This is a genomic window from Shewanella decolorationis (assembly GCF_004354305.1).
In the GTDB taxonomy this organism is placed as follows: domain Bacteria; phylum Pseudomonadota; class Gammaproteobacteria; order Enterobacterales; family Shewanellaceae; genus Shewanella; species Shewanella decolorationis.
In genome coordinates this window covers 3472506-3494627 of sequence record NZ_CP037898.1, presented here as the reverse complement: position 1 = coordinate 3494627, position 22122 = coordinate 3472506, and the positions used below count along the sequence as shown (strand labels likewise).

Annotated in this window: 15 protein-coding genes; 6 read left to right on the top strand and 9 right to left on the bottom strand. The window is 45.3% G+C overall.

Annotated features, from left to right (window positions below):
• The first annotated feature begins 238 nt into the window (after positions 1-238).
• A complete protein-coding gene (locus tag EYR25_RS15605; RefSeq protein ID WP_133181282.1) occupies positions 239-2245 on the top strand; it encodes a cation:proton antiporter in 2007 nt (668 codons plus the stop codon).
• 150 nt (positions 2246-2395) lie between these two features.
• On the opposite strand, the gene fadE is transcribed toward EYR25_RS15605, so the two are convergent.
• Positions 2396-4843: an acyl-CoA dehydrogenase FadE gene (fadE, locus tag EYR25_RS15600; RefSeq protein ID WP_133181279.1), complete on the bottom strand. Its 2448-nt coding sequence runs from the start codon at positions 4841-4843 to the stop codon at positions 2396-2398.
• Positions 4844-5086: 243 nt separating this feature from the next.
• On the opposite strand from fadE, the gene EYR25_RS15595 reads away from it, so the two are divergent.
• Positions 5087-5866: a class II glutamine amidotransferase gene (locus EYR25_RS15595; RefSeq protein ID WP_133181277.1), complete on the top strand. Its 780-nt coding sequence runs from the start codon at positions 5087-5089 to the stop codon at positions 5864-5866.
• Positions 5867-6028: 162 nt separating this feature from the next.
• Here the strand turns inward: EYR25_RS15595 and EYR25_RS15590 are convergent, their stop codons facing one another.
• Together EYR25_RS15590 and EYR25_RS15585 are read right to left on the bottom strand one after the other, a co-directional pair.
• Positions 6029-6841, bottom strand: coding sequence for a DUF3108 domain-containing protein (locus tag EYR25_RS15590; RefSeq protein WP_133181275.1), 813 nt, complete (start codon positions 6839-6841; stop codon positions 6029-6031).
• A gap of 129 nt (positions 6842-6970) precedes the next feature.
• A complete protein-coding gene (locus tag EYR25_RS15585; protein ID WP_165953585.1) occupies positions 6971-7411 on the bottom strand; it encodes an MGMT family protein in 441 nt (146 codons plus the stop codon).
• 210 nt (positions 7412-7621) lie between these two features.
• Between EYR25_RS15585 and def the strand changes: the two genes are divergently transcribed.
• From def to EYR25_RS15565, 4 genes are all read left to right on the top strand, one after another.
• Entirely contained in the window at positions 7622-8113 is a 492-nt protein-coding gene (def, locus tag EYR25_RS15580) for a peptide deformylase (protein WP_133181271.1), read from the top strand.
• Positions 8114-8323: 210 nt separating this feature from the next.
• Positions 8324-9172 (top strand): rhombotarget lipoprotein, encoded by an 849-nt coding sequence (rhlP, locus tag EYR25_RS15575; RefSeq protein ID WP_133181268.1) that lies wholly within the window; start codon positions 8324-8326, stop codon positions 9170-9172.
• Between the two features lie 737 nt (positions 9173-9909).
• Positions 9910-10887 (top strand): transposase, encoded by a 978-nt coding sequence (locus EYR25_RS15570; protein ID WP_133181266.1) that lies wholly within the window; start codon positions 9910-9912, stop codon positions 10885-10887.
• A gap of 274 nt (positions 10888-11161) precedes the next feature.
• Entirely contained in the window at positions 11162-11569 is a 408-nt protein-coding gene (locus EYR25_RS15565) for a DUF6404 family protein (protein WP_133181264.1), read from the top strand.
• Between the two features lie 520 nt (positions 11570-12089).
• On the opposite strand, the gene EYR25_RS15560 is transcribed toward EYR25_RS15565, so the two are convergent.
• From EYR25_RS15560 to EYR25_RS15535, 6 genes are all read right to left on the bottom strand, one after another.
• Positions 12090-12299 carry a hypothetical protein gene (locus EYR25_RS15560; protein WP_133181261.1) on the bottom strand — a complete coding sequence of 70 codons (210 nt, stop codon included), beginning with the start codon at positions 12297-12299 and terminating at the stop codon, positions 12090-12092.
• A gap of 208 nt (positions 12300-12507) precedes the next feature.
• Complete coding sequence (gene gloA2, locus EYR25_RS15555) at positions 12508-12891, bottom strand: SMU1112c/YaeR family gloxylase I-like metalloprotein (protein WP_133181259.1); 384 nt, start codon at positions 12889-12891, stop codon at positions 12508-12510.
• Positions 12892-13006: 115 nt separating this feature from the next.
• Positions 13007-15124, bottom strand: a complete 2118-nt coding sequence (locus EYR25_RS15550; RefSeq protein ID WP_133181257.1) for an alpha-amylase family protein — start codon at positions 15122-15124, stop codon at positions 13007-13009.
• Positions 15125-15208: 84 nt separating this feature from the next.
• Complete coding sequence (locus EYR25_RS15545) at positions 15209-17239, bottom strand: glycoside hydrolase family 13 protein (RefSeq protein WP_243729900.1); 2031 nt, start codon at positions 17237-17239, stop codon at positions 15209-15211.
• Positions 17240-17307: 68 nt separating this feature from the next.
• The gene (locus EYR25_RS15540; RefSeq protein ID WP_133181255.1) at positions 17308-18798 is read right to left on the bottom strand and encodes a tryptophan halogenase family protein; all 1491 of its coding nucleotides are present in this window, start codon (positions 18796-18798) and stop codon (positions 17308-17310) included.
• A gap of 116 nt (positions 18799-18914) precedes the next feature.
• Entirely contained in the window at positions 18915-21638 is a 2724-nt protein-coding gene (locus EYR25_RS15535) for a TonB-dependent receptor (protein WP_133181253.1), read from the bottom strand.
• Between the last annotated feature and the right edge of the window lie 484 nt (positions 21639-22122).

The window sequence follows — 22122 nt, the reverse complement described above, 5'->3', positions numbered from 1 at the left end:
CAGCCTTAAACCCTCTCGTTATCCAGCCATTAGCAACATGGCTTTGTTGCCGTGTATCTAAGATCACTACCATTAACAATTTGTCTATCGTTTGAGCGTATCACCTAGATACGAAATTTTTTGTAAAAGCACGCATTATTAGCTGCTATGGTTATCACCAATAGTTCATTTTTCAGTATGAAAAAAGCGTGTTAGCTTGGTTAATATTCACCACTCCATGCCAACGAAAGGAAGTTTTATGGTTGAAAAAATCACTGGGATGTTAGCACTGATTGGGGTGCTTTCGTTATTTTGTCAATGGGTTGGTTGGAAGCTTAGGTTACCTGCAATTTTACCCTTATTACTCTGTGGTTTGCTGTTAGGCCCCGCATTTGGGGTACTCAATCCCGATGAAATCTTCGGGGATTTACTGTTTCCTATCATTTCACTCGGTGTTGCCGTGATCCTGTTTGAGGGCGCATTGACCCTCAATTTTAAGGAGATAAAAGATCATGGCCGTATGGTGACTCACTTAGTGAGCATCGGCATGGTGATCACTTGGGGCTGCATCAGTGTCGCAACCTTTTACTTGCTAGATTTTAGCTGGGAGGTCGCACTGTTATTTGGCGCCCTCGTGGTGGTTACGGGCCCGACCGTGATAGTGCCTATGCTGCGCAGCGTGCGGCCTAAGTCGCAACTGGCGAGTATTTTACGCTGGGAAGGGATTGTGATTGATCCCATTGGTGCGCTGCTGGCGGTATTAGTGTTTGAATACATTACTGTATCTGGCGATCAAACCAGCCATGTACTTTATGCACTAGGTTCTATGCTCACGCTTGGCTTAGGTTTAGGCGCAGCGTCAGGTTACTTAATTGGGCAAGTGATCCGCCGCAATTTATTGCCGCATTATTTACGAAATACCGCAGTATTAACCCTAATGCTGGGGATTTTTGTCGGCTCCAACCTATTGCAGGAAGAGTCCGGATTACTCACAGTGACTGTGATGGGGATTTGGCTGGCGAATATGCGCGGTGTAGATATTGCTGAAATCCTCGAATTTAAAGAGACATTGACAGTTCTTTTGATCTCCGCCTTATTTATCCTGTTAGCCGCCAGACTCGACTCAAATGCCATGATGGATTTAGGTTGGGGCGGGGTAGGCGTACTCGTCGTGACTATGCTAGTTGCACGGCCGCTCAGTATTTGGGTGTCAGGCATTGGGACGTCACTATCAAAGGCCGATAAGTGGTTCCTATGCTGGATTGCGCCGCGGGGGATTGTGGCCGCGGCCGTATCTTCCTTATTCGCTATTAAGTTAGAGGCGAATAATGTGCAGGGCGCCGATGCCATTGTACCCTTGGTGTTTTTAATTATTATCGGCACAGTGGTTATCCAAAGTTTAACCGCGGGCCGCTGGGCGAAATACCTTGGGGTGACCTCGGGGTCGGCGCAAGGATTATTAATTTTCGGAGCCTCCAAGTTCTCCCGCGAACTAGCAAAAATCTTGAAGGCCAAAGATATCAAAGTGCTGCTGGCCGACAGCAACTGGGATAACATTCGCCTCGCGCGGATGGACAATATTCCGGTCTATTTTGGTAATCCTGCCTCAGAACATGCTGAAACCTATATGGATTTAACCGGGATTGGCCGAGTGCTGATCATGTCGCCTTATAAGCAGTTAAACCCGCTGGTGACCTTTTATTTTCAAGATGTGCTAGGTTCTAAAAAGGTCTTTGGCCTGAACAATGCCGAGCAGGGCAGTGCGCGCCATCAATTGTCCGAATCCTATAAACAGCGGCTATGTTTGTTTGGTGATGCGGTGTCCTACACCAAAATTGCCAGTCAAATGGCGAAAGGAGCTCAGCTTAAAGTCACTAACTTAACTGAAAACTTCACCTTCGAGCATTTCCGCAAACGTTATGGCGAAACCGCATTGCCGTTAGTGTATTTGACCAAAGAAGGCAAAGTCGTGATTGTGTCAGGCAATGATACCCAATTCCCCAATGGTATAGAGTTAATCAGCCTATTGCCCGTTGAAGCGCTTGAAGAAGCGAAAATCCAACAGGCGATTGCCGAGCAAGAGGCGATAGCTGCACAGGCCAAAGCGGCGGAAGAAGCGGCCCTAGCGAAAGCCAAGGCCGAGGAAGAAGCTGAGCGTCAACGACTTGAGCAGCAAGCGAAAACTAAGGATGAAGAGCCATCACAACCCGAGGTTGAAGCACAAGATAACATCATTACCTCGGAAGAAACGTTGGCGAAGGGATAATGGACAAGGTCAAGGCTAAGAAGAGCTTGGCAATTGCGAAGAGATAAGCCTGCTAAGTGAGGCGAAAATAAAAAAGGCACTACATAGGTAGTGCCTTTTGTCTAATTAGATGGGCTTAGTTAGTACAGCTCAGCTAATACAGCTTCGCTATTAAGCGGCGCGTTCCTGTGACGTCGTTGCGACGACTTCAGGGCGCAGCTCTGCTGGGTCAAAGTCATCCACATTGATAGACTTCATACGGCCGATTTCGGCACGTTCCAACAGTTCTACTTCGCTGTCGCTCAATACACCTAAGGCTTTACCTTCAGCAGCGACTTTATCTAACCACATGAAAGGTAAACGTTTGCCACTGGCCTTACAGACTTTGTCGAATAAAGGTTCGGCGGCAAGAATATCCTTCAGCGTTTGCTCTTGGATACCCACAGCATTGTGCTCAGAGTTAGTCCAGAACTGACCTTTACCTAAACGATCACGGCTTTCACATGGCGTTTGCATGATCTTGGCCACTTTATGGTCTAACACATCGCTTGGACGTTTCAGTGGACGGCCGAATGGGAACATGATGGCACGTAATACGCCGCCCAGACCCATAGGGAAGTTATCCAGTAAATCGTCTAATGAAGCCTGTAACTTGTACAGCGCATCTTCAACCGCCCATTGAACCAGTGGTAGATCGTCGGTTTGACGGCCTTCATCTTGGTAACGTTTTAAGGTTGCAGAGGCGAGGTATAACTGGCTTAACAGATCGCCTAAGCGGGCAGAAATACGCTCTTTACGTTTTAAGTTACCGCCTAAGGTTGCCATGGCTAAGTCTGACAGCAGGGCTAAGTTGGCACTGAAACGGTTCATATGTTGATAATAACGCTTGGTTTTATCTGAATATGGCGCGTTAGAGAAACGGCTTGATGTCAGACCTAACCAGAAGCTACGGACAAAGTTACTGGTCGCAAAACCAATGTGACCGAAGATGGCCGCATCGAAGTTAGCTAAACCTTGGCCAGACTCACTATCAAACGCTGACTCCATTTCGGCCAATACATAAGGATGACAACGGATAGCGCCTTGACCATAGATGATCATCGAACGTGTCAGGATGTTTGCACCTTCAACGGTAATCGCAATCGGAGCCGCTTGGTAGCCACGGCCTAAGTAGTTGTTAGGGCCTAAACACACACCTTTACCACCGTGGATATCCATGGCGTCGATAACACATTTCTGCATACGATCGGTCAGGTGATATTTCACGATAGCCGAGATAACCGAAGGTTTTTCACCTAAATCGATGCCTGTGGTGGTTAATGAGGTCACTGCATCCATCAGATACGCGTTACCACCGATGCGTGCCATTGGCTCTTCAATCCCTTCTAACTTACCAATCGGCAGTTTGAATTGACGACGAATACGCGCATAGGCACCTGTTGCCAGAGCGGCTGTTTTCACGCCACCGGCAGAGTTTGATGGCAGCGTGATACCACGGCCAACAGACAAACACTCAACCAGCATACGCCAGCCTTGGCCTGCCATTTTCGGACCACCGATGATAAAGCTTAATGGCACGAACACGTCTTTACCGCGAGTAGGACCGTTTTGGAACATACAGTTTAGCGGGAAGTGACGACGACCTGTTTCAACGCCCTCAACGTCAGTTGGGATCAGCGCGCAGGTAATGCCCAGCTCTTCTTTATCACCTAACAGGTGATCAGGGTCACGCAGCTTAAACGCCAGACCTAATACAGTTGCAACTGGGGCGAGGGTAATATAACGCTTGTTCCAAGTTAAGCGCATACCTAAGACTTCTTCGCCTTCCCATTGACCTTTACATACGATACCAAAGTCAGGGATAGAACCCGCATCGCTACCAGCCTCAGGGCTAGTTAACGCAAAACAAGGCACTTCTAAACCTTTGGCTAAACGTGGCAGGTAATAGTTTTGCTGCTCAGGCGTACCATAGTGTTGTAACAGTTCACCAGGGCCTAAGGAGTTAGGTACACCTACAGTTGAAGCCAGTTCGCTGCTAATGCCTGCAAGTTTTTGCAGTACGCGTGATTGGGCGTAGGCTGAGTACTCTAAACCGCCGTATTTTTTCTTGATGATCATGGCGAAGAAGCCGTGATCTTTCAGGTATTGCCATACTTCAGCCGGTAAATCAGCCAGTTGGTGTGATACCTGGTGTTGATTCACCATACGGCACACTTCTTCCACTGGACCGTCTAAGAAGGCTTGCTCATCGGCACTTAAACGAGCTACAGGGTAGTTGTGGAGTTTTTTCCAGTTTGGGTTACCCGCAAACAGATCTGCTTCCCACCAAGTGGTACCAGCTTCAATCGCTTCTTTTTCGGTAGAAGACATTTCGGGCATGATGCCACGGTAGATCTTCATCAGTGGGCGACTGATAACATTTTGTCTAAATGCACTGATATTGAGGGGCAGCGCGATCACCAGGAAGATAATCCAAGAGATAGGGCCGACAACATCGAGTGTCCATCCGGCTGTCATCACAACAGCGGCTGCAATAGTGGCAGTGAGCAAAGATACCCGAAGGTAAGCTAGGGCTCCTAGCACTAATATCATGGCGATGAGCCAAAGTAGGGTAGTCACTGTATTTCTCCTTAATCATGACCGAGTGCCAATCACAGGTCATAACGAGTTTTGTTGATTACGATCACAATTATAGTTTGTGGTCTGACCTGTGTCGCATAAAAGTTAAACCTAAGGCAGTTTTAATACAAGTATTTTTCAAACAATTGTTTAAATTTTTTGTCACCTTTGATCATTCCACAAATGTCATCAACTAGTTACAATGCAAAACCGTGGATATTTGGATTAAGAAAGGCGAGAAATATGTGTGAGTTACTGGCGATGAGCGCCAATGTGCCGACCGATATTGTGTTTAGTTTTACAGGGTTAGCACAGCGTGGTGGCGTCACTGGGCCCCATGTCGACGGTTGGGGGATCACTTTCTATGAGGGCCGTGGCAGCCGTACTTTTAAGGATGCCTGCCCGAGTAGTGAGTCGCACATTGCAAAGTTGATCAAATCTTATCCGATTAAAAGCGAGGTGGTGATAAGCCATATTCGCCAAGCTAATCGCGGCTGTGTCTCGCTTGAAAATACCCACCCATTTACCCGTGAGTTGTGGGGCCGTTATTGGACCTATGCCCACAATGGCCAGTTAAGTGATTATCAGGCGAAGTTTCAGGTGTCCCGTTATCAGAGCGTTGGCGATACCGACAGTGAACTGGCTTTTTGCTGGATACTGGAGCAGATCGCGGCCAAGTTTGGCGACCGTCGCCCCGACGATATGCAAGCCGTATTTAAATTTGTTGCAGCGCTTGCCGAACAAATCCGCGCCCTTGGGGTGTTTAATATGATCCTCAGTGATGGCGAATATCTGATGAGCTACTGCAGTAATAATCTTTGCTATATCACCCGCAGAGCGCCCTTCGGTAAGGCAAAATTAATTGATACCGATGTGGTGATTGATTTTGATAAAGAAACCACACCGCACGACGTTGTCACCGTGATTGCCACTCGGCCACTGACTGAAAACGAAGACTGGCAGGTGATGCAACCCGGTAATTGGAAGTTATTCCGCTTAGGTGAGCTACTTATCGATTTGTAATCGGGGCGCTGTCACAATCATTCTATTTGATGTCTTTAAATTAGAGACAAAAAGGCCAAACGGAGTCACTCACGTTTGGCCTTTTGTGTTTTATGCTGTGTTGTTGCGGCTTCTTAGCAACAGCACTCAATTCGTCTTATCAGCCATAAACACTTAACTAATTTAATTAGCGCCTGTGCCTAAAAGTTTAGGTACTTTCGGCTCTGTCGGAACTTCGGTTTCATCGGCAGCGGCTTCAACGGCTGCGGGCGCGACTGCAACTGGTACATCGTCGAAATGATAATTCAGCAGTTTGATATCCAGCTGTTTGCTGCCTTTTTCAAAGTGCGTTAGACGAACGGGCAGGTAGGCTAAATCCGGCGCCATCCAAAAGAAGGTTTGGCGTTTATGATTGTCACGCACTACCTCAATTTTGACCGTATCGTAGCTGCCGCTTTCAATTGTCATCCGTTCCTTACCAATCACATGGAACTTATACTCATCGAGCTCGTTGGATTTTACCATCTTATAATCAAGCACTTCTTTACCAGCGCTGATATCGAGACGAAACTGCAGCTGCACCATTAAAGGGTCGAAAATATCGCCTTCAAAGGGGAATTTGCCTTTTTCATCCTTATAACGGGTGTGGATCATCCCCTGAGCCTTGGCAAAGGCGGTTTGCTCGACAAAGTTCGGGCCAACACCTTTACGCTCATGCAAATAGCGCATTGGTAATAATTGATTACCCTCTTGGCCAAATTCACTCAGTACATGGCGCACATCGGTGAGTAATAACAGGCTAAGGTCGCTGTCAAAGCGATATTTATAAACGCCATCCTCGATGGGGGGCAGTTGATACTTGGCCTTACCCAACTCAATATCACCATAATTAACTTGATATTCAGCAGTTTGAGGCGTTAAAGGCGTTGGCGCCGCCATCGCAAATACGCTGTGGGTGAGTGCGAGACTCACGAATAACGTTGGAATTGTGCGCAAGTAATGCTCCTTTATATCGCAAACAGATTGCGGCTAACACCGCTTATCCCATTGGCTAAACTGTCACGCTTAATTGTTTATAGCTGAGGCTATATCGGGTGTAAACAGTTTATAGATCAATATATTAAACTAGAAGGGGATTGACATCACTAAGGTTGCCATATCCGGTTGCCACTCAAACTCAGACAAGTCTACTTTGCCACAGTTCACTGTAACGCCTTCAATACGCAATAATTCCATCTGTTCCTGAAAGGAGACTGAATGCTTTTCGAAGGATATTTCCCCTTGGCTGTTGAGTACTCTATGCCAAGGAAGTGACAAATGTTCGGGGGCCGATTTGAGCGCCTTTGACACATAGCGTGCACGCCCGGGTAAACCCGCAAAATCGGCCACCTTGCCGTAACTGCTGACTTTACCAGGCGGGATCATCGCGACAATATGCCAAATCTTCGCCATCGGCGAGAGGTTGTTTTGTGTCTCTTGTGTGCTGCTCGTTTCGTCTGGCGTGACGGCTTTATCTTGCTCTAAGTAGCGATAAAGTGGGGATTTATCTTTTGCAAACCGCATGATGATGCCAAATAAAACCATAAAAGAGGTGAGCCAGTGTAGCGTTAATTACCGCCTAAGTGAAACAGCGAACGGCTGATACTGCTGCAATTTAAATCTAAAAAATCGATTGTAATGATTTTTATTAAACTATTTAGTTTTGAATATTGAGAAAACACAGGAATAGTTCATAATAGCGCCAAATTTTTTGACTCACTAAGAGATGAAACAGGCATGGCTGTACTCGATATTCTGACAATTCCCGATGAGCGTCTAAAGCGCAAAGCACAACCCGTAAAAGACATTGAAGCGATTCAGGGATTTATCGATGATTTAATCGAAACCATGTACCACACCGACGACGGTATCGGTCTGGCCTCGACCCAAGTGGGCAGTACAGATGCAGTGATTGTGATCGATTTATCCGAAAATCGTGACCAACCCTTAGTGCTGATTAATCCAGAGATTGTTGAGAAGTCTGGCGAATATGTAGGTGAAGAAGGCTGTCTTTCTATCCCAGGTTACCGCGCAAAAGTCACTCGTTTTGAAAAAGTCAAAGTCACCGCCTTAGATAGACAAGGCAAAGCGATTGAAATCGAAACCGATGACTTTTTAGCCATTGTTTTACAACACGAAATCGACCATTTACACGGTAAAGTGTTTATCGAACATTTATCGGCATTAAAGCAGCAAATCGCGTTGAAAAAAGTGCGTAAATACGCCTAAGCAGATGAATTTGCGCAACTGGTTGTCGTAATTATCTAAATCAAAGCCGCATTCCGATGCGGCTTTGTTGTTTCTTAGCCTCTAAAAAGCCAAACAAAAGCACGATATGTGAAGTTAACGGCTTGTTTTTACAGCAGTGACTCGCTAAGGTAGCGGCAATATGTACGGGTTGCGTGGCCTGTGCGCAGTAAGGATACGGTAGGGAAACAGATGAAGACAAAATTCATAGCGCTTGTGGGTGCGCTGGCATCGATTAGCATCATGCTTGGTGGTTGCAGTGCTTTTTTTAACGGTAACACCACCGAAAAAAACGTCGTTTCCAGCAGTCTGGTTGAATATCTCTATCCCGACGATAAGCAGCGTGAGGCGCAGCAGCCTAGTATCCCAGTGTTGCGTCTTCCCATCACGGTTGGTATCGCCTTTTTACCTTCCACCCATTGGCAATACGAAGCCCTCGATAGCACCTCGCAAATCGCCTTGCTGGATAAAGTGAAACAGTCATTTGTTAAATATGACTTTATTGATCGAATCGAATTAATCCCCAGCACTTATCTTAAAAATGGCAAAGGTTTTAGCACCTTGCAGCAGGTCGCACGCTTACATGATGTCGATGTGATGGCACTGGTATCTTATGATCAACTGCTACAAAGCAGCGAGAATAAGACTTCACTGCTGTATTGGACCATAGTCGGCATGTATATGGTGCCCGGCAATGAAAACGCGATCCAAACCTTTGTCGATACCGCTGTATTTGATATGCGTAGCCAAAAAATGCTGTTTAGGGCGCCCGGCATCAACCAACTTACCGACACGTCAACCGCGGTGAACGTCACCAATGTGTTACGTGAAAAATCCGCCGAAGGCTTTGATCTAGCGGTAAACGATATGATCACTAATTTAGACGCCGAATTAGCTCGCTTTAAAACCCGCGTGAAAGAAGAACATATTGCGACCATAGAACATAAACAAGGCTATAGCGGCGGTGGCAGTTTATCCTTATTAATCCTCTCGCTACTGTGCATATTTGCACTTCGCCGTATAACCATTTGCCGAGAATAGTTGAGTTGATTGGTTTGAGCCTATTTAGTCAGATAGGTAAGGTGGGATAGGGAAGGTTAGTTAGGATGATAGTTATGCCTTTAGGAGCACTGCTTTATTGATGGCAATCTTAACTAACCATGACGCGGTTAATCCGGTTAAAGGCTTTTGCCCCAAAATCGTACTAGGAAAACCTTTCGGCTCTTTGTTGCTTAGGATAAGTTAGTCAAGTTTTAGTTATGATACAAAGTGAATGCGGTATTGGTGACGATTGAAATTGAACGCAGGGTTCTCATAGGTACTCATGATAAATTTTCTAATAATATTGTTCATCTATACATCGTTAAATGCATTGCTTTCAGAGATTCATTGCCGTATTCAGATGAAAATCATTGCCAAAAGTAAAACTAAAACACTTTTATTAATGCACTTTGTACTAGTGATTCCTCTTACTGCGTTACCTATATTGTTTATGAGGGAAATTAGTAGCATGTCTTCGGCGCTTTCATTGACTGAAATGGCGCAGGCTATGATTGAACTCGGATTTGTAATTATTTTTGTATTACCGTCAATTTACATTGTTTTAGTTCGATACTCTGGATTGATAGATAAAATGGATAACTGGCGAAAGAGTTAACAAAACTGTAAAACTGAAATAAAACTGGACACCCAAGAAATAAAACTGGACTCCCAGCCTCAATCGCGCGGTAGTAAACCTCCTACTATGCTTTGGTTAAGCATTGAACAAGGAGGTTCGTATGCCGCGCCCTCGCAGAACTCAGATAAGTCTTGAAGACACATCCTATTATCATTGCTGTAGCCGCGTGGTGCGGCGGGCATTTTTATGTGGCGATGATACCTATTCCGGTAAAAACTATGACCATCGCCGCGCTTGGGTAGAGTCATTATTGTTTGAACTTGAAGCCGTTTTTGCTATTGATGTTGCGGCCTTTGCGGTTATGTCGAATCATCTACATGTGGTGCTACGAGTCGATATCGAGACGGCAAATCTCTGGACTGACCGCGAAGTGCTTGAGCAGTGGCATAAGTTGTTTAAAGGCGATGAGTTAACACAAAAGTTCGCCAAAGGTGAGTTAGTTGAAGCCTATGAGGTCAGCAGATTAAAGCATTCAATCGCCATTTACCGCAGCCGTTTATGTGATATCAGTTGGTTTATGCGCTGCCTCAACGAACCCATTGCAAGGCAAGCAAATCAAGAAGATAACTGCACAGGCAGGTTCTGGGAAGGGCGGTTCAAATCGCAAGCCCTACTCGATGAAGCCGCAGTATTAGCCTGTATAACTTATGTGGATTTAAATCCTATTAGAGCACAACTGGCTGATACACCAGAGCAATCCGACCATACCAGTATTCAACTACGCATTCGGGCGGCGTTAAAAGGTGAGCAGCCGAGCAATCTACTACCTTTTATTGGTAATGAGTGCGACAACCAACCCAATGGCATTGCGTTTTCATTAATGGATTACGTTCAATTGGTAGATGATACGGGCCGAATTATTCGCAATGATAAACGTGGATACATCAGTGAAAATAGCGCCAAGATACTGACAAGATTAAATATTCCCCATGACAATTGGCTCAAGCTAACCACCGAATTTGGCAAGTTATTTCATGGTCCAGTGGGCACTCTGCAAGCACTAACCGATTATTGCGAACACTTAGAAAAGCGACGACGGCATTTTGCTAAATGCTGTCAGCACTTTTACAGTAACTGACAACTGTTTATATCACTTCAAAAGCCCCATCCAGAACACTTCCCAAGCGCTATGGGATGACTTACCTCGTCTGAAATACACCATTTTTGAAAGAGATTAGCGCAATTTATTGTCTTACATGCAGTCCCTACGACGTTGATGACTCCCACTAACGTTATTTTAGCTCGTACAAGTTGTAGGCAAACCGAAAGTGCATTATGTTATTGATTTAAAATGGGTGGCCATATTTAACTACACCAGACATGATTCATGTGAATAATTAAGAGGTTTAGATATGACATTTAAATGCAAAATGAATGCGTATTTTAAAATAATGGAACAAAAAGGTATTTCTAAGCTAACTTACTCACCACCATTTTATCGGCTTCTTTGGAAATATGGGATTAAATTTCAACCTCCCTTATTAGCAAGTTTTAAAACTACTCTAGCTGTTCAGACTGCTTACTTTTTCAGCTTTTTTTCTATCATCTTATCCATTTTATCCTTCATATTTTTTTATACTAATGACCTTTTCAAAGATGTAGCCGCCATCGAAGAGCTAATTATGCTTTATATGAAACTCTGCTTCATATCATTAGGCTATGGTTTATCTGTTTCTTGGTATTGTGGTCAACTGAAAAAGAAGTATAACCTGCCCGATTGGGGTGATCTTGCTGAAGAGTGTGCAGATGAATCGCTCTAGGACAGACTGATTCACGCCAGCCCCTAAAACCCGTCCCAATTCCTCGTTTGCGGCTATTCTGGGGCGGTTTTTTCCCTTAAGATGAATCAAATCTCTAGAGAACTGATTCATGTCCCAGTTATGCCTATTCCGACTGATTATATCGAGCATTGATTAGTTTGTAGCCAAACGAAGTATTACGAATAGAATAGCTAATGCGAATCTGGCTAATAAGAGTGAATTATCTAACAAGCTTTTGTCCCAAAGCGAGACACATATTTTCTTTAAAACATACAGATTACGTCGCTGCTAAACAGGTGAGCCATGGTGATTAGCGAGACGACCGTCCGCCCCACGGACGGGGCGGTCGAGCATCCACGGATGGACTCGCTGCGCGTCGTCGAACTAATACCATGGCTCACCATAAGCCAATACCAGCAAAACAGTTCTAATTCCTAACACGTAATCTCCCACTCAGTTTTATTAATTCTGCCAGTTATTCAACGCATTTCTGGCTTTGAGTATTTCTACTATTTAAAAATCATATCCTTACAAAATAGGAGAGTGCGATAAGGGCGATGCCGATGGCGATAAGTAGTGCGAGATTGGTGACAAAATAAGGGTAAATCATCAGGGTGAGGCCGACGGCCAGAGGGATGGGGGCGGCTTGGCGCTTGCCGTAGGTGAAAAAGCCAAGACCAAAGAGGCCAAAGACTAAACTCCATAACAATAATGTTGGGTTATCAAACACCTTGAGCTCCTCTGTGATTAGCCTTGGTAAGCTCCAGCCTTTTACTCAGCCATCTTGGTCAAACGATGAGCTAGTGCTGCACCGCTTCATTGAGTCTACTGCTAAAACTCCCTTGGCGTAATTAAGCTTTATTCATCTTATTCGTTGCGTGAATACGCTATTTTAGTGCGCTGTTTTATTTACATTTTTAATACATTGAGGATTCAGGTTATAGCTCATATAACTCTAAGGGTAAGCCGTCGGGATCGCTAAAGAAGGTGAACTTTTTACCAGTGTATTCGTCAATGCGGACAGGTTCGACGTCGATATCATGGGCCCTAAGATGCTTGATCGCCGTTTCAATCGATGCGACGCGAAAGGCGAGGTGCCTAAGACCGCAGGCTTCGGGATAGCTAGGGCGCTTGGGAGGATTGTCGAAGGAAAACAACTCGATTTGGCTCATATCGGGCAGTTGTAAATCGAGTTTGTAGGACTGGCGTGCCTCACGATAATGCTCTGCCAGCACGCTAAGGCCAAGAATCGTCACATAAAAGTGTTTGGACTTTTGATAGTCACTGCAAATAATCGCTGCATGGTGAATGCCGAGTAACATGGCTTGCCTCTGTGATGTTTAACTGATGTTTACGCTAGTGTGTGTTAAAAAAGCCAGAGTCACAACGGTGTGTGACTTTGGTGCTGATCTCTGATCTTTATCTTACCTTATCTGGCTAATGGGCGAGTTCAAATATCGCAGAGGAGAGAGGGGCAAGCTGCAACAGAACTTGTCCTTCACCTTGTTCGACGATTAACTGCGCAGCATGGTGTTCCAGCAAATCCTTAAGCGGATAGGTGGCATCGGTTAACTGCCATTGCGTAATCAGAGATTGGGGCAGTTTAAGTGAAAATAACTTGGCTTGGGTTTGACTAAAGTTACTGACAATAATCAGCTTTTGACCTTTGTTATTGGCGGTATTAGCCTCAAAGCGGACAAAGGCGAAGGTTGCGTCATCATAACCCGTTGCGCTGCCATTGTTTGTCTTATTGTTAGCCTTTGCAGCCGATACCGCGCTGCGGTTGGCAGCATCTAGCGAGTCATATTGTCCTAAGAGCGCGGGCGCATTTTTCCCTGTGCTGAGGTTCAATAATTTTTGGTAATAGGCGCGCAGCGCAACTTCTGCCGTGGTTGATTGGCCGCCATCAAATTTACCTTGATTCATCCAGCGCTGATGGGCGGGAACACCCGCATAATCAAAAATACTGGTGCGCGAAGCATGGCCAAAGCCTAGGTTTTGCGTCGCCGCTTCTCCGACTTCTTGACCAAAATAAATCAAGGTGGGTGATGTACTTAAGGTTGCTGACACCACCATCGCGGGCAGGGCGTAGCGGGGATCGACCCCATCCGTTGAGGTGTTACCAGTTAAGTTACCTAAAAAGGCGGCATTAGCGATGCGCTGCTCATCGTGGTTTTCTAAAAAATGCAGCATATGCGAGTCGATATCGTGCACTTTGGCCTGATCCGCGGCGATCTGCGCGGTACTTTTTTGCCCTGCCATAATGGCTTTGAGGGTGTCGTAAAGATCGACTTTATCGTAGAGGTAATCCATTTTGCCGAGCTGAATATAGTCGCGATACAGCGCGGGGTTATAGACCTCAGCTAAGATAAAGGCTTCAGGATGACTATGTTTTATATGACTATTTAAATAGCTCCAAAACTCGACTGGTACCATTTCGGCCATATCGTAACGAAATCCATCGACTCCCATCGCTAACCAATACTGGGCAATTTGATTGAACTTGATCCAGGAGTTAGGTAATTCATGGCTATGTTGCTGCCAAAAAGCGTAGTGCTGCTCGGCGCCGAGAGTGGCATAGCGTGGTGGTAGTGCGGGGAAATCATGGCTGCCATCGGGGCGGACACCGTAATTGATTTTAACGGTTTCATACCAGTCGTTCATATCTGGCTTGGCAAGGCGTGAGCCATTGCCCGTCCATTTGGCGGGGATTTCCTTAAATTGACCATCACTTAGGGGATGCGGCTCGCCGCCTAACGGTTTGAGGCTCTCTGGCAAATCGGGCACTTGAAAGCCAGAGGATTGCTGTTTATCAATCACATAGTAAAAGTTATTATGCTTTGCATATTCAAGGGCTTGATTATCGTCTTCACCAAAATCGCGCACACCCTCGGGCTTAATGATGGAATGGTAATTACGTGCCACATGGTTGGGTACTATATCGATAATTACCTTTAAGCCTTGCTTGTGGGTGCGCTCGATAAGTGCCTGAAATTCCAGTAAACGCTTGGTGGGATCGACCGCTAAATCGGGGTTTACGTTGTAATAATCTTTAACCGCATAGGGCGAACCAGCGCGGCCCTTAACCACATCGGGATCATCGTGACTAACGCCAATTGCACTGTAATCGCCAATTAGGGCGTGGTGGGGTACACCCGTATACCACACATGGGTAACACCTAAGTCTTTGATACTTTTGAGTGCAGTATCATCAATATCATTAAATTTACCCACACCGTTTTCGCGAATCGTGCCCCAAGGTTTATTGGTGGTGTTTTTATTGCCATAGAGTCGGGTAAAGATTTGATAAACAACAGGTTTGTACTTGTTTGCTTGCTCAGCATTGTGATGGGCTGGCAGGATTTCGCTTTCTGCCTCATTGAGATTGGCAGGCATAGTTTTAGCCGCCACTGAATCCAACGCGGTTGCTTGAGTGCTGATTACTGGTGCGGCCATAGCGCAAAAAGTGCTAATGCTGCTGAGGGCCAGTAGGGTTAATCCCTGATGCCAGCGATAAGCGCGACGTTTACTGCTGTTAGATAATAGAAAATTCAACCTAGGTTCCTTTACTGACCTGGCGGCCAAACTGTAGGTTGGCCGCGCTGTTAGCTAAGCATGCTTAGCTGCTTCATTTATGGGTTATTGGGGTTTGAGTTCAAGCAGCATAACGCCAGCATGGGGCAGAACAAGTGATTGATTTAGCTCGAAATTGTCCTCCGAAAAGACAGAAATAGCAGAGCTATTACCCGCCAATACCTTGCTAAAGCGGCTTAAATCCAGCGTTTGTGCTTGGTCGTTTTTGTTGTAAATCACCATCACTTTATCCGCATCGGCTTGGTAGCAGGCATTGCCCGCTGCGGCCTGTTTGGCGGCGCATCGAAATTGCACATAAATGCCGTTTTGTGGCACAAAGTGCAGTAAATCGCCCGTTTGCAGCGCGGCTGAATGCTTACGGTAATTAAGCAGGGTGCGAATAAATGCTTGGGCCTGTTGCTGTTTAGCGTTTAGTCCTTTACCGCTAAAACCGTTGACTTTGCTATTAGCGAATCCACCCGGAAAATCGCTACGCACTACACCGTCGTGGCGATCTTTGGTCGGGCTGGTCATCAACACTTCGGTACCGTAAAACAGCTGTGGGATGCGTTTGGCTGTCATTACATAGGTGAGGGCCATTTGATACAACGGCAGGTTTTCTTTTAGCAGACTATAAATCCGATTGGTATCGTGGTTACCTTCAAAGAGGACTAACTGGCTTGGGTTCGCATATACCACATCGTTAGCTAACATCTCGTAAAGCTTGATAAAACCAGTATCCCAGTCTTCTGGCTCGTTCAGGCTTTCAAGTAGCTTTTCATAGAGCGGAAAATCCATCAGACTCGGTAAATCTGAGGTATAGCCATCGGCATTGATTTTGCCTTTTTGCCAATAGGATACGATAATGGGATTGGCGGTCCACTCTTCACCGACAATATTAAAATGTGGGTACTCTGCCATTAATGCCTTAGTCCATTGGGTTAAAAAGACTTTATCGGCATAGGAGTAGGTGTCTTCGCGAATGCCTGAAAGCCCCGCGTATTCCACCCACCAAATGCTGTTTTGAATCAGATAAGTGGCAAGCTTTGGGTTGCGCTGATTAAGATCGGGCATCGAATCGACAAACCAACCGTCGACAAAATCCCGTTTATCCTGCATGTCGGCGTAGGGATCTTGCACTGTGGTGCGCCTATGACTGGTAAAGCCCGGGTTGGTAGAACTGAGGCTGGTAAAACTGGCCGCAGGAGACGTTGTGGCGTTTTTTGCATCGGGATGCTGCGGGACATTGAGCCAGTCTCTGCTCGGTAAATCCTTTAACCACCAATGGTTTGAGCCGATATGGTTAAGCACTACGTCTTTAATCACCCCAAGGCCATGTTGTTTGGCCTCTGTGACTAACCTTTGGTAATCCTGATTGCTGCCAAAACGCGGGTCGACCCGATAAAGATTGGTAATGGCGTAACCATGGTAGGAGTATTGGGCTTGGTTATTTTCAAGTAGTGGGTTGATCCACAGCTGAGTGACACCTAATTTGGCTAAGTAATCTAAGTGCTGGCGTATACCTTCGATATCGCCGCCATGGCGACCATCGGAATTATTTGGCGCCGCATGCTCGAGCATATCGGCTTGATTGTCATTACTTGGATTGCCATTGGCGAATCGGTCCGGGGTGATAAGGTAAATTACATCTTTATTGCTAAAACCTTGGCGTTCGCGGCTACCATCAGCCCGAGCCGCTAAAGTGTAGGGCAGTTGCAAGAGCTGCTTGTCGCCAGCGAAAATGCGGATGTCAAAGGTCTGCGGCTTGGCTTGGCGCAAGTCTAAATTGATAAACAAATAATGGGGATTATCCGTCTGTTCAATCCCTTCAAACACCACATCTTTGCCAGCAATCTCAACCTTAAGCTGCGCAGCATCCGCGGGCAGTGCATCACTGTGGAGCATTAATTGCAGCTTAGGATTATGCATGCCCGCCCACCAAGAGAGCGGTTCGATAGTTAAAGGGGCTGTTGAATTGACTTCACTAGCACTGAGATTGGCTGATAATAACGCTGTAGAATCGATTGTCCCTGCTTGAGTATTCCAACTGATTAAAAAGCTAATACTGAGTAGTAGATGTCGTCGTGTGAAGATCATAATTGTTCCTTATTCAGTGCCAAGTAAGTCAAGTATTTACACTTTTAGGCTTCTTTACTTGATGAGGCTTAAACTAGCCGTGCGAGATACTGTTCATGGGTTGGCATATTACTTACGGTGTTTTTGATTATCACTTTGATATTGCTTAAAAATTCAGTTAAAGCCTCAGGGGAGACTGTGTTTGCGAGTGGATTATAATCTGTAGGGATGATTCCCTGTCCTAACATCACTTGAACCCAAGCGGCTTCCGTAAAGAGTTCATCCTTGTGCCTAAAAATAGTGCCCGTTTCGCTAAAAAGGCTAATCTTCTGTTGCAAGCTTTCAGGTATCTGCATTTGCTGACAGGCGCTCCATAGCGTGTCGGTATCAGAGTCTGAACGTCGGTTGAGATAATAATGCAAGATTATAAAATCGCGGATTTGTTCGAATTCCAGTTGGGACTGCCGGTTAAACTCATCCACTGTTGCTTGGACTACACCTTGGTGGGGAAACAGTTTAGTTAAGCGAATGATGGCCGATTGCACTAAATGAATGCTTGTAGATTCAAGAGGTTCTAAAAAACCACTTGAGAGACCTATAGCAACACAATTATGTTGCCACTGTTTAAGCCTACGGCCAGGGATAAAGGATATTTTTTTCGGTTCAGCGAGAGGTTTACCTTCAAGTGTCGACAGTAGTTTTGCTTTCGCCTCTTCGTCTTTCATATAGCGGCTACTGTAAACAATGCCATTTCCTGTTCTATGTTGCAGCGGGATCCGCCATTGCCAACCCGCCTCATGGGCGATAGCACGAGTATAAGGTTTTATCTCGCAGGCCTTTTCGCTTGGGACAGCGTATGCACTATCGCACAGTAACCAATCTTGGTAACTCTCATAGCCCACATTAAGTGTTTTTCCTATCAATAGGGCAGCAAAGCCTGAACAGTCAATAAAAAAGTCGCCTTGAACTGAGTTTCCAGAAACCAGTGTTAGGTTTGTAATATGTCCATTAGCGGCACAATTTACCGATTCAATTTTACCCTCAATGCGTTTTACTCCTGACTTTTCACTGTATTGTCGTAAAAGCCAAGCGTAGCGTGCGGCATCAAAATGGTAAGCGTGGGTGAGACCAGAGAGAGGTGAATGGGGAATTTGTTCAATAGATTGAAATTTATTGTTTAAGGCGGCTTGGTAATTAAGTGAATAATCCCAAAATGATGCCATCATCTCGGGTTGAGTACTGAGCCAGTACTGGTGAAACTGTGTATAGCCAATATCTTTTCCTATATTACCAAAAGCGTGCATATAGCTATCACCCTGCTTACCCCAGTGTTCAAATTGAATACCGAGTTTAAAGGTGGCATGGGTTGCTTGAATAAATTCGTTTTCGGGGATCCCAAGAACACTGTTGAATAACTGCAGTGGTGGAATAGTGGCTTCTCCAACACCAATGGTGCCTATATCTTCTGACTCTACGAGAGTAATGTTAAGGGTGTGTTTAAATAATTTCGCTAATAATGCGGCCGTCATCCAGCCCGAAGTGCCGCCACCTACAATGACAATATCTTTGATTTGACTCATGATCTAAGCCCTTTAGTTGATGTTTAAGGCTGATGACTAAATGGGAAATTACTGATAGTGGAACAATAAAGAGAAAAGCCTCTGCAATAGATTGCAGAGGCTTGGTACCTAAACTATTAGAACTTATAGTTAGCGCCTAACATAAAGTTACGGCCATAGTTTTGATAATCGCGAACTAAACGTTGATCCGAACCTGTGTATGATGTGAAAGGTTCATTGGTTAAGTTGTTGACTTGGAAAAGAATCGATAATCCATTCAGTGATTCAATTCCACTTTCGCTAAAGTCATAACTCACTTGGGCATCAACTACTGTTTCGGCTTTAATGTTCACGTTTTCACGTTGCAAACTGATCTTAGTCACTTCACCAAGGAAGTCACTGCGATAACGTGAGCTGATACGTGCTTCAAAGCCTGAATTTTCATAATAAACGGTTGCGTTTAAGGTTTTTTCAGACAAGCCTGGCAACGTTGTTGGTTCGCTTGTTGGTGTTTCTTTTACTTCACTGTCAGTGTATGAACCACTTAGCACTGTACCAAAGCCACTGAGTACATCGGCAAACATACCAAAGTCTAAGGAGACGGCGGCCTCAACCCCTTGAACGTAACCACCTTCACCATTTTGAGGTTGTGTGATTACGCCGATTGGATTACCTGGTACACCTGGGAATAGGGTGCTGAAGTCGAAATCGACTTTTTGATCGTAAACATAGTTCTCTAGGTCTTTATAAAACACTGCAACAGAGAAATAGCCTTGATCACTAAAGTAGTTCTCGTAACTTAAATCATACTGACGTGCTAACCAAGGACGAAGTTCTGGATTACCTGCGTTTCCTGTCCAGTTAACGCCATCATTTGGATTTTGGTTATAGCTGTAGTTCAGGTTGGCATTCATCTTGTCCATGCGTGAACGGGTTAAAGTTCGCGCAGCTGCAAAACGCACCACTTGGCTTTCAGCTACTTCAAAGCTTAAGTTTAAGCTTGGCAGCCATTCTACGTAGGAGTCTCCCGCGGTACGCGGAGTTAAAATCACTTTGCCAGCTTCTACTGTGGCAACAGTACCATCTGATGATTGATCGGTATAAACCGCCTGTAAGCCAGCATTACCAGTGAATGGAATACCGAATACTTCAGACTCTAAATTTGCTAGCACATAGCCTGTTGTGACTTCTTCCTGTACTGCCCAAGAGTTGGTCGCGCGGCTTAAATCCACATCGGCGACGTCGGTTTCTATATAGTTGCCGTCGTTATAGAAAGCTAAAGAGTCATAGCTGAGTACATCGCCCATGCCAAAGAAGGCGAGGGAAGTAGGATCAAGTAAGTACTGATCCGGTACTGTCATAGTGTAATCGGCAGAACCATCATAGCCTTTAAGGGTTAAATAGTAGCCCTTGTCAACTTTGGTTTTGTCACGATCAGTCCGGTTAACACCAAATTCAACACTACGAATTGCGCCACTGTCGAGCACATATTCGGCACTGAGACGGAAAGATTTTAGTTCATCTTCAATTTCAGGTTTATTAATAAAACCGTCCTGAGTGTTGGCGCCAAGTGGACTACCCCAACCGAGAGGATCACCGAGTTTTATTACATTTTTATCTGCATAATCAAGGTTATGGTCGAAAACATATCCGCCTTTACCATTGTAGGCAAAGCTTAAGTCATCAACAGCGCCAACACCTGTACCGCGACCTGTGCCTGAGTAGCTCTCCATACCTATGTCGGTACGATTTGCCTTAGAGAGTGACACGTCAGCTTCAAGGCTCCAGCTATCATTAATGCTGAATTTGTTGTTCCAGCCGATAGATAAGGAATCTGCGTCACGTTTGTTCACGTCATTGCGGACAACAACTTCAGCTCCTTTGATAACGCCTTCTGTCACTAAACCATCTACTGTGGTGGTGGCGACGACACCGCCATTGGTTCCCCATGCCGCAGGGATTTCAATACCACGCAAACGTTGGTCATCTACAAATTTTGAGTAATAGACATCCAATGTAGAATGGAAACGGTCGTTTGGTGCATACTCAACCACAGCCAGTAGGCCATCACGCTCTAATTCACTCGAGCGAACAAAGGGTTTTGCGCCACCTAATACACTGTCACCATTAGCATTATCTGGATAACCCCATGCTTGCCAACGTTCTTCTTGGTTGGGAGACATCATGCGCGCATAACCAATGGCGACACCTAAGGTATCATCGGCAAATTGGTCAATATAAGAAATACTACCGCGGTAACCTTTGTCGTCGGAGCCACTGTTGAGTGCGCCCAGGTCGTTCATTTCACCGCGCACTGCAACCGCAATCGTTTGTTCACCATGTGAAAGAGGGCTAATGGTTTGCATATCAACGGTACCGCCAATAGCTTGTGCCATTACCGATGCATCTGGTGTTTTGTACACGACGACACGGTTAAGTAATTCGGATGGATATTGGTCAAACTCAACACTGCGATTATCGTTAACTGAGGCTTGTTCACGACCATTGAGTGTTGCTGTGGTAAAATCGGGTCCCATTCCGCGAATCGAAATCACGTTTGCACGACCATCTAAACGTTGGGCTGAGACGCCTGGGAGACGGGCAAGCGATTCGGCGATACTCACATCAGGTAACTTACCAATATCTTCAGCAGAAATCGCTTCAACGATAGAAGAAGATGACATTTTTAAAGATTGGGATTCTTGCAAGCTACGGCGAATACCAGTCACTTGAATGACTTCTATATTTTCGTCTTTGGTTGCTGTCGATTGTGCAGTAGTATCATCTGCTGCGTAGGTGTGCATACTGGCGCCTGCAGCAACGAGTGCTAAGGTCAGCAAGCTGGGTTTAAATCGCATCATTTCTATCTTCCCCTTGAAGTCGCTTTTTACCGCTTATGTAGAGCGTTTTATCGTTATTACCGCATTGTTTATGCGGCCTTTTTTGGTATTTCGGCGCTTAATTGACTGCATAAGTGCTGCGTTTATGACCAAATTGTTATGCAACGGTGAAGATACTACTCCCGAGAATCTTGGCCTCACAATATTGTGCATACGTATTCAATAGCTCCTGCGACCGCTAAAACCCCGTTTTTGACCAAAAAAAGTCCGATTTAATCTCTGGTTGATTTAATGCAACCTTATGTTAGTAAAGGGTTAATTTTAACTTGATCAGACAAATCTAATGATAGCCTGCTTTGCATACGTATGCAGGCGTATTGAACCTTATTTCCTTGTTCACGTATGCTCGTTGCCACTAATACAAGTCGTAGCGCCTTTACTCCGCAGTAACATAATTGTAACTGCTGGTGTGAGAATTTTGGGGTAGCTCGCTGAAGAATAAGGA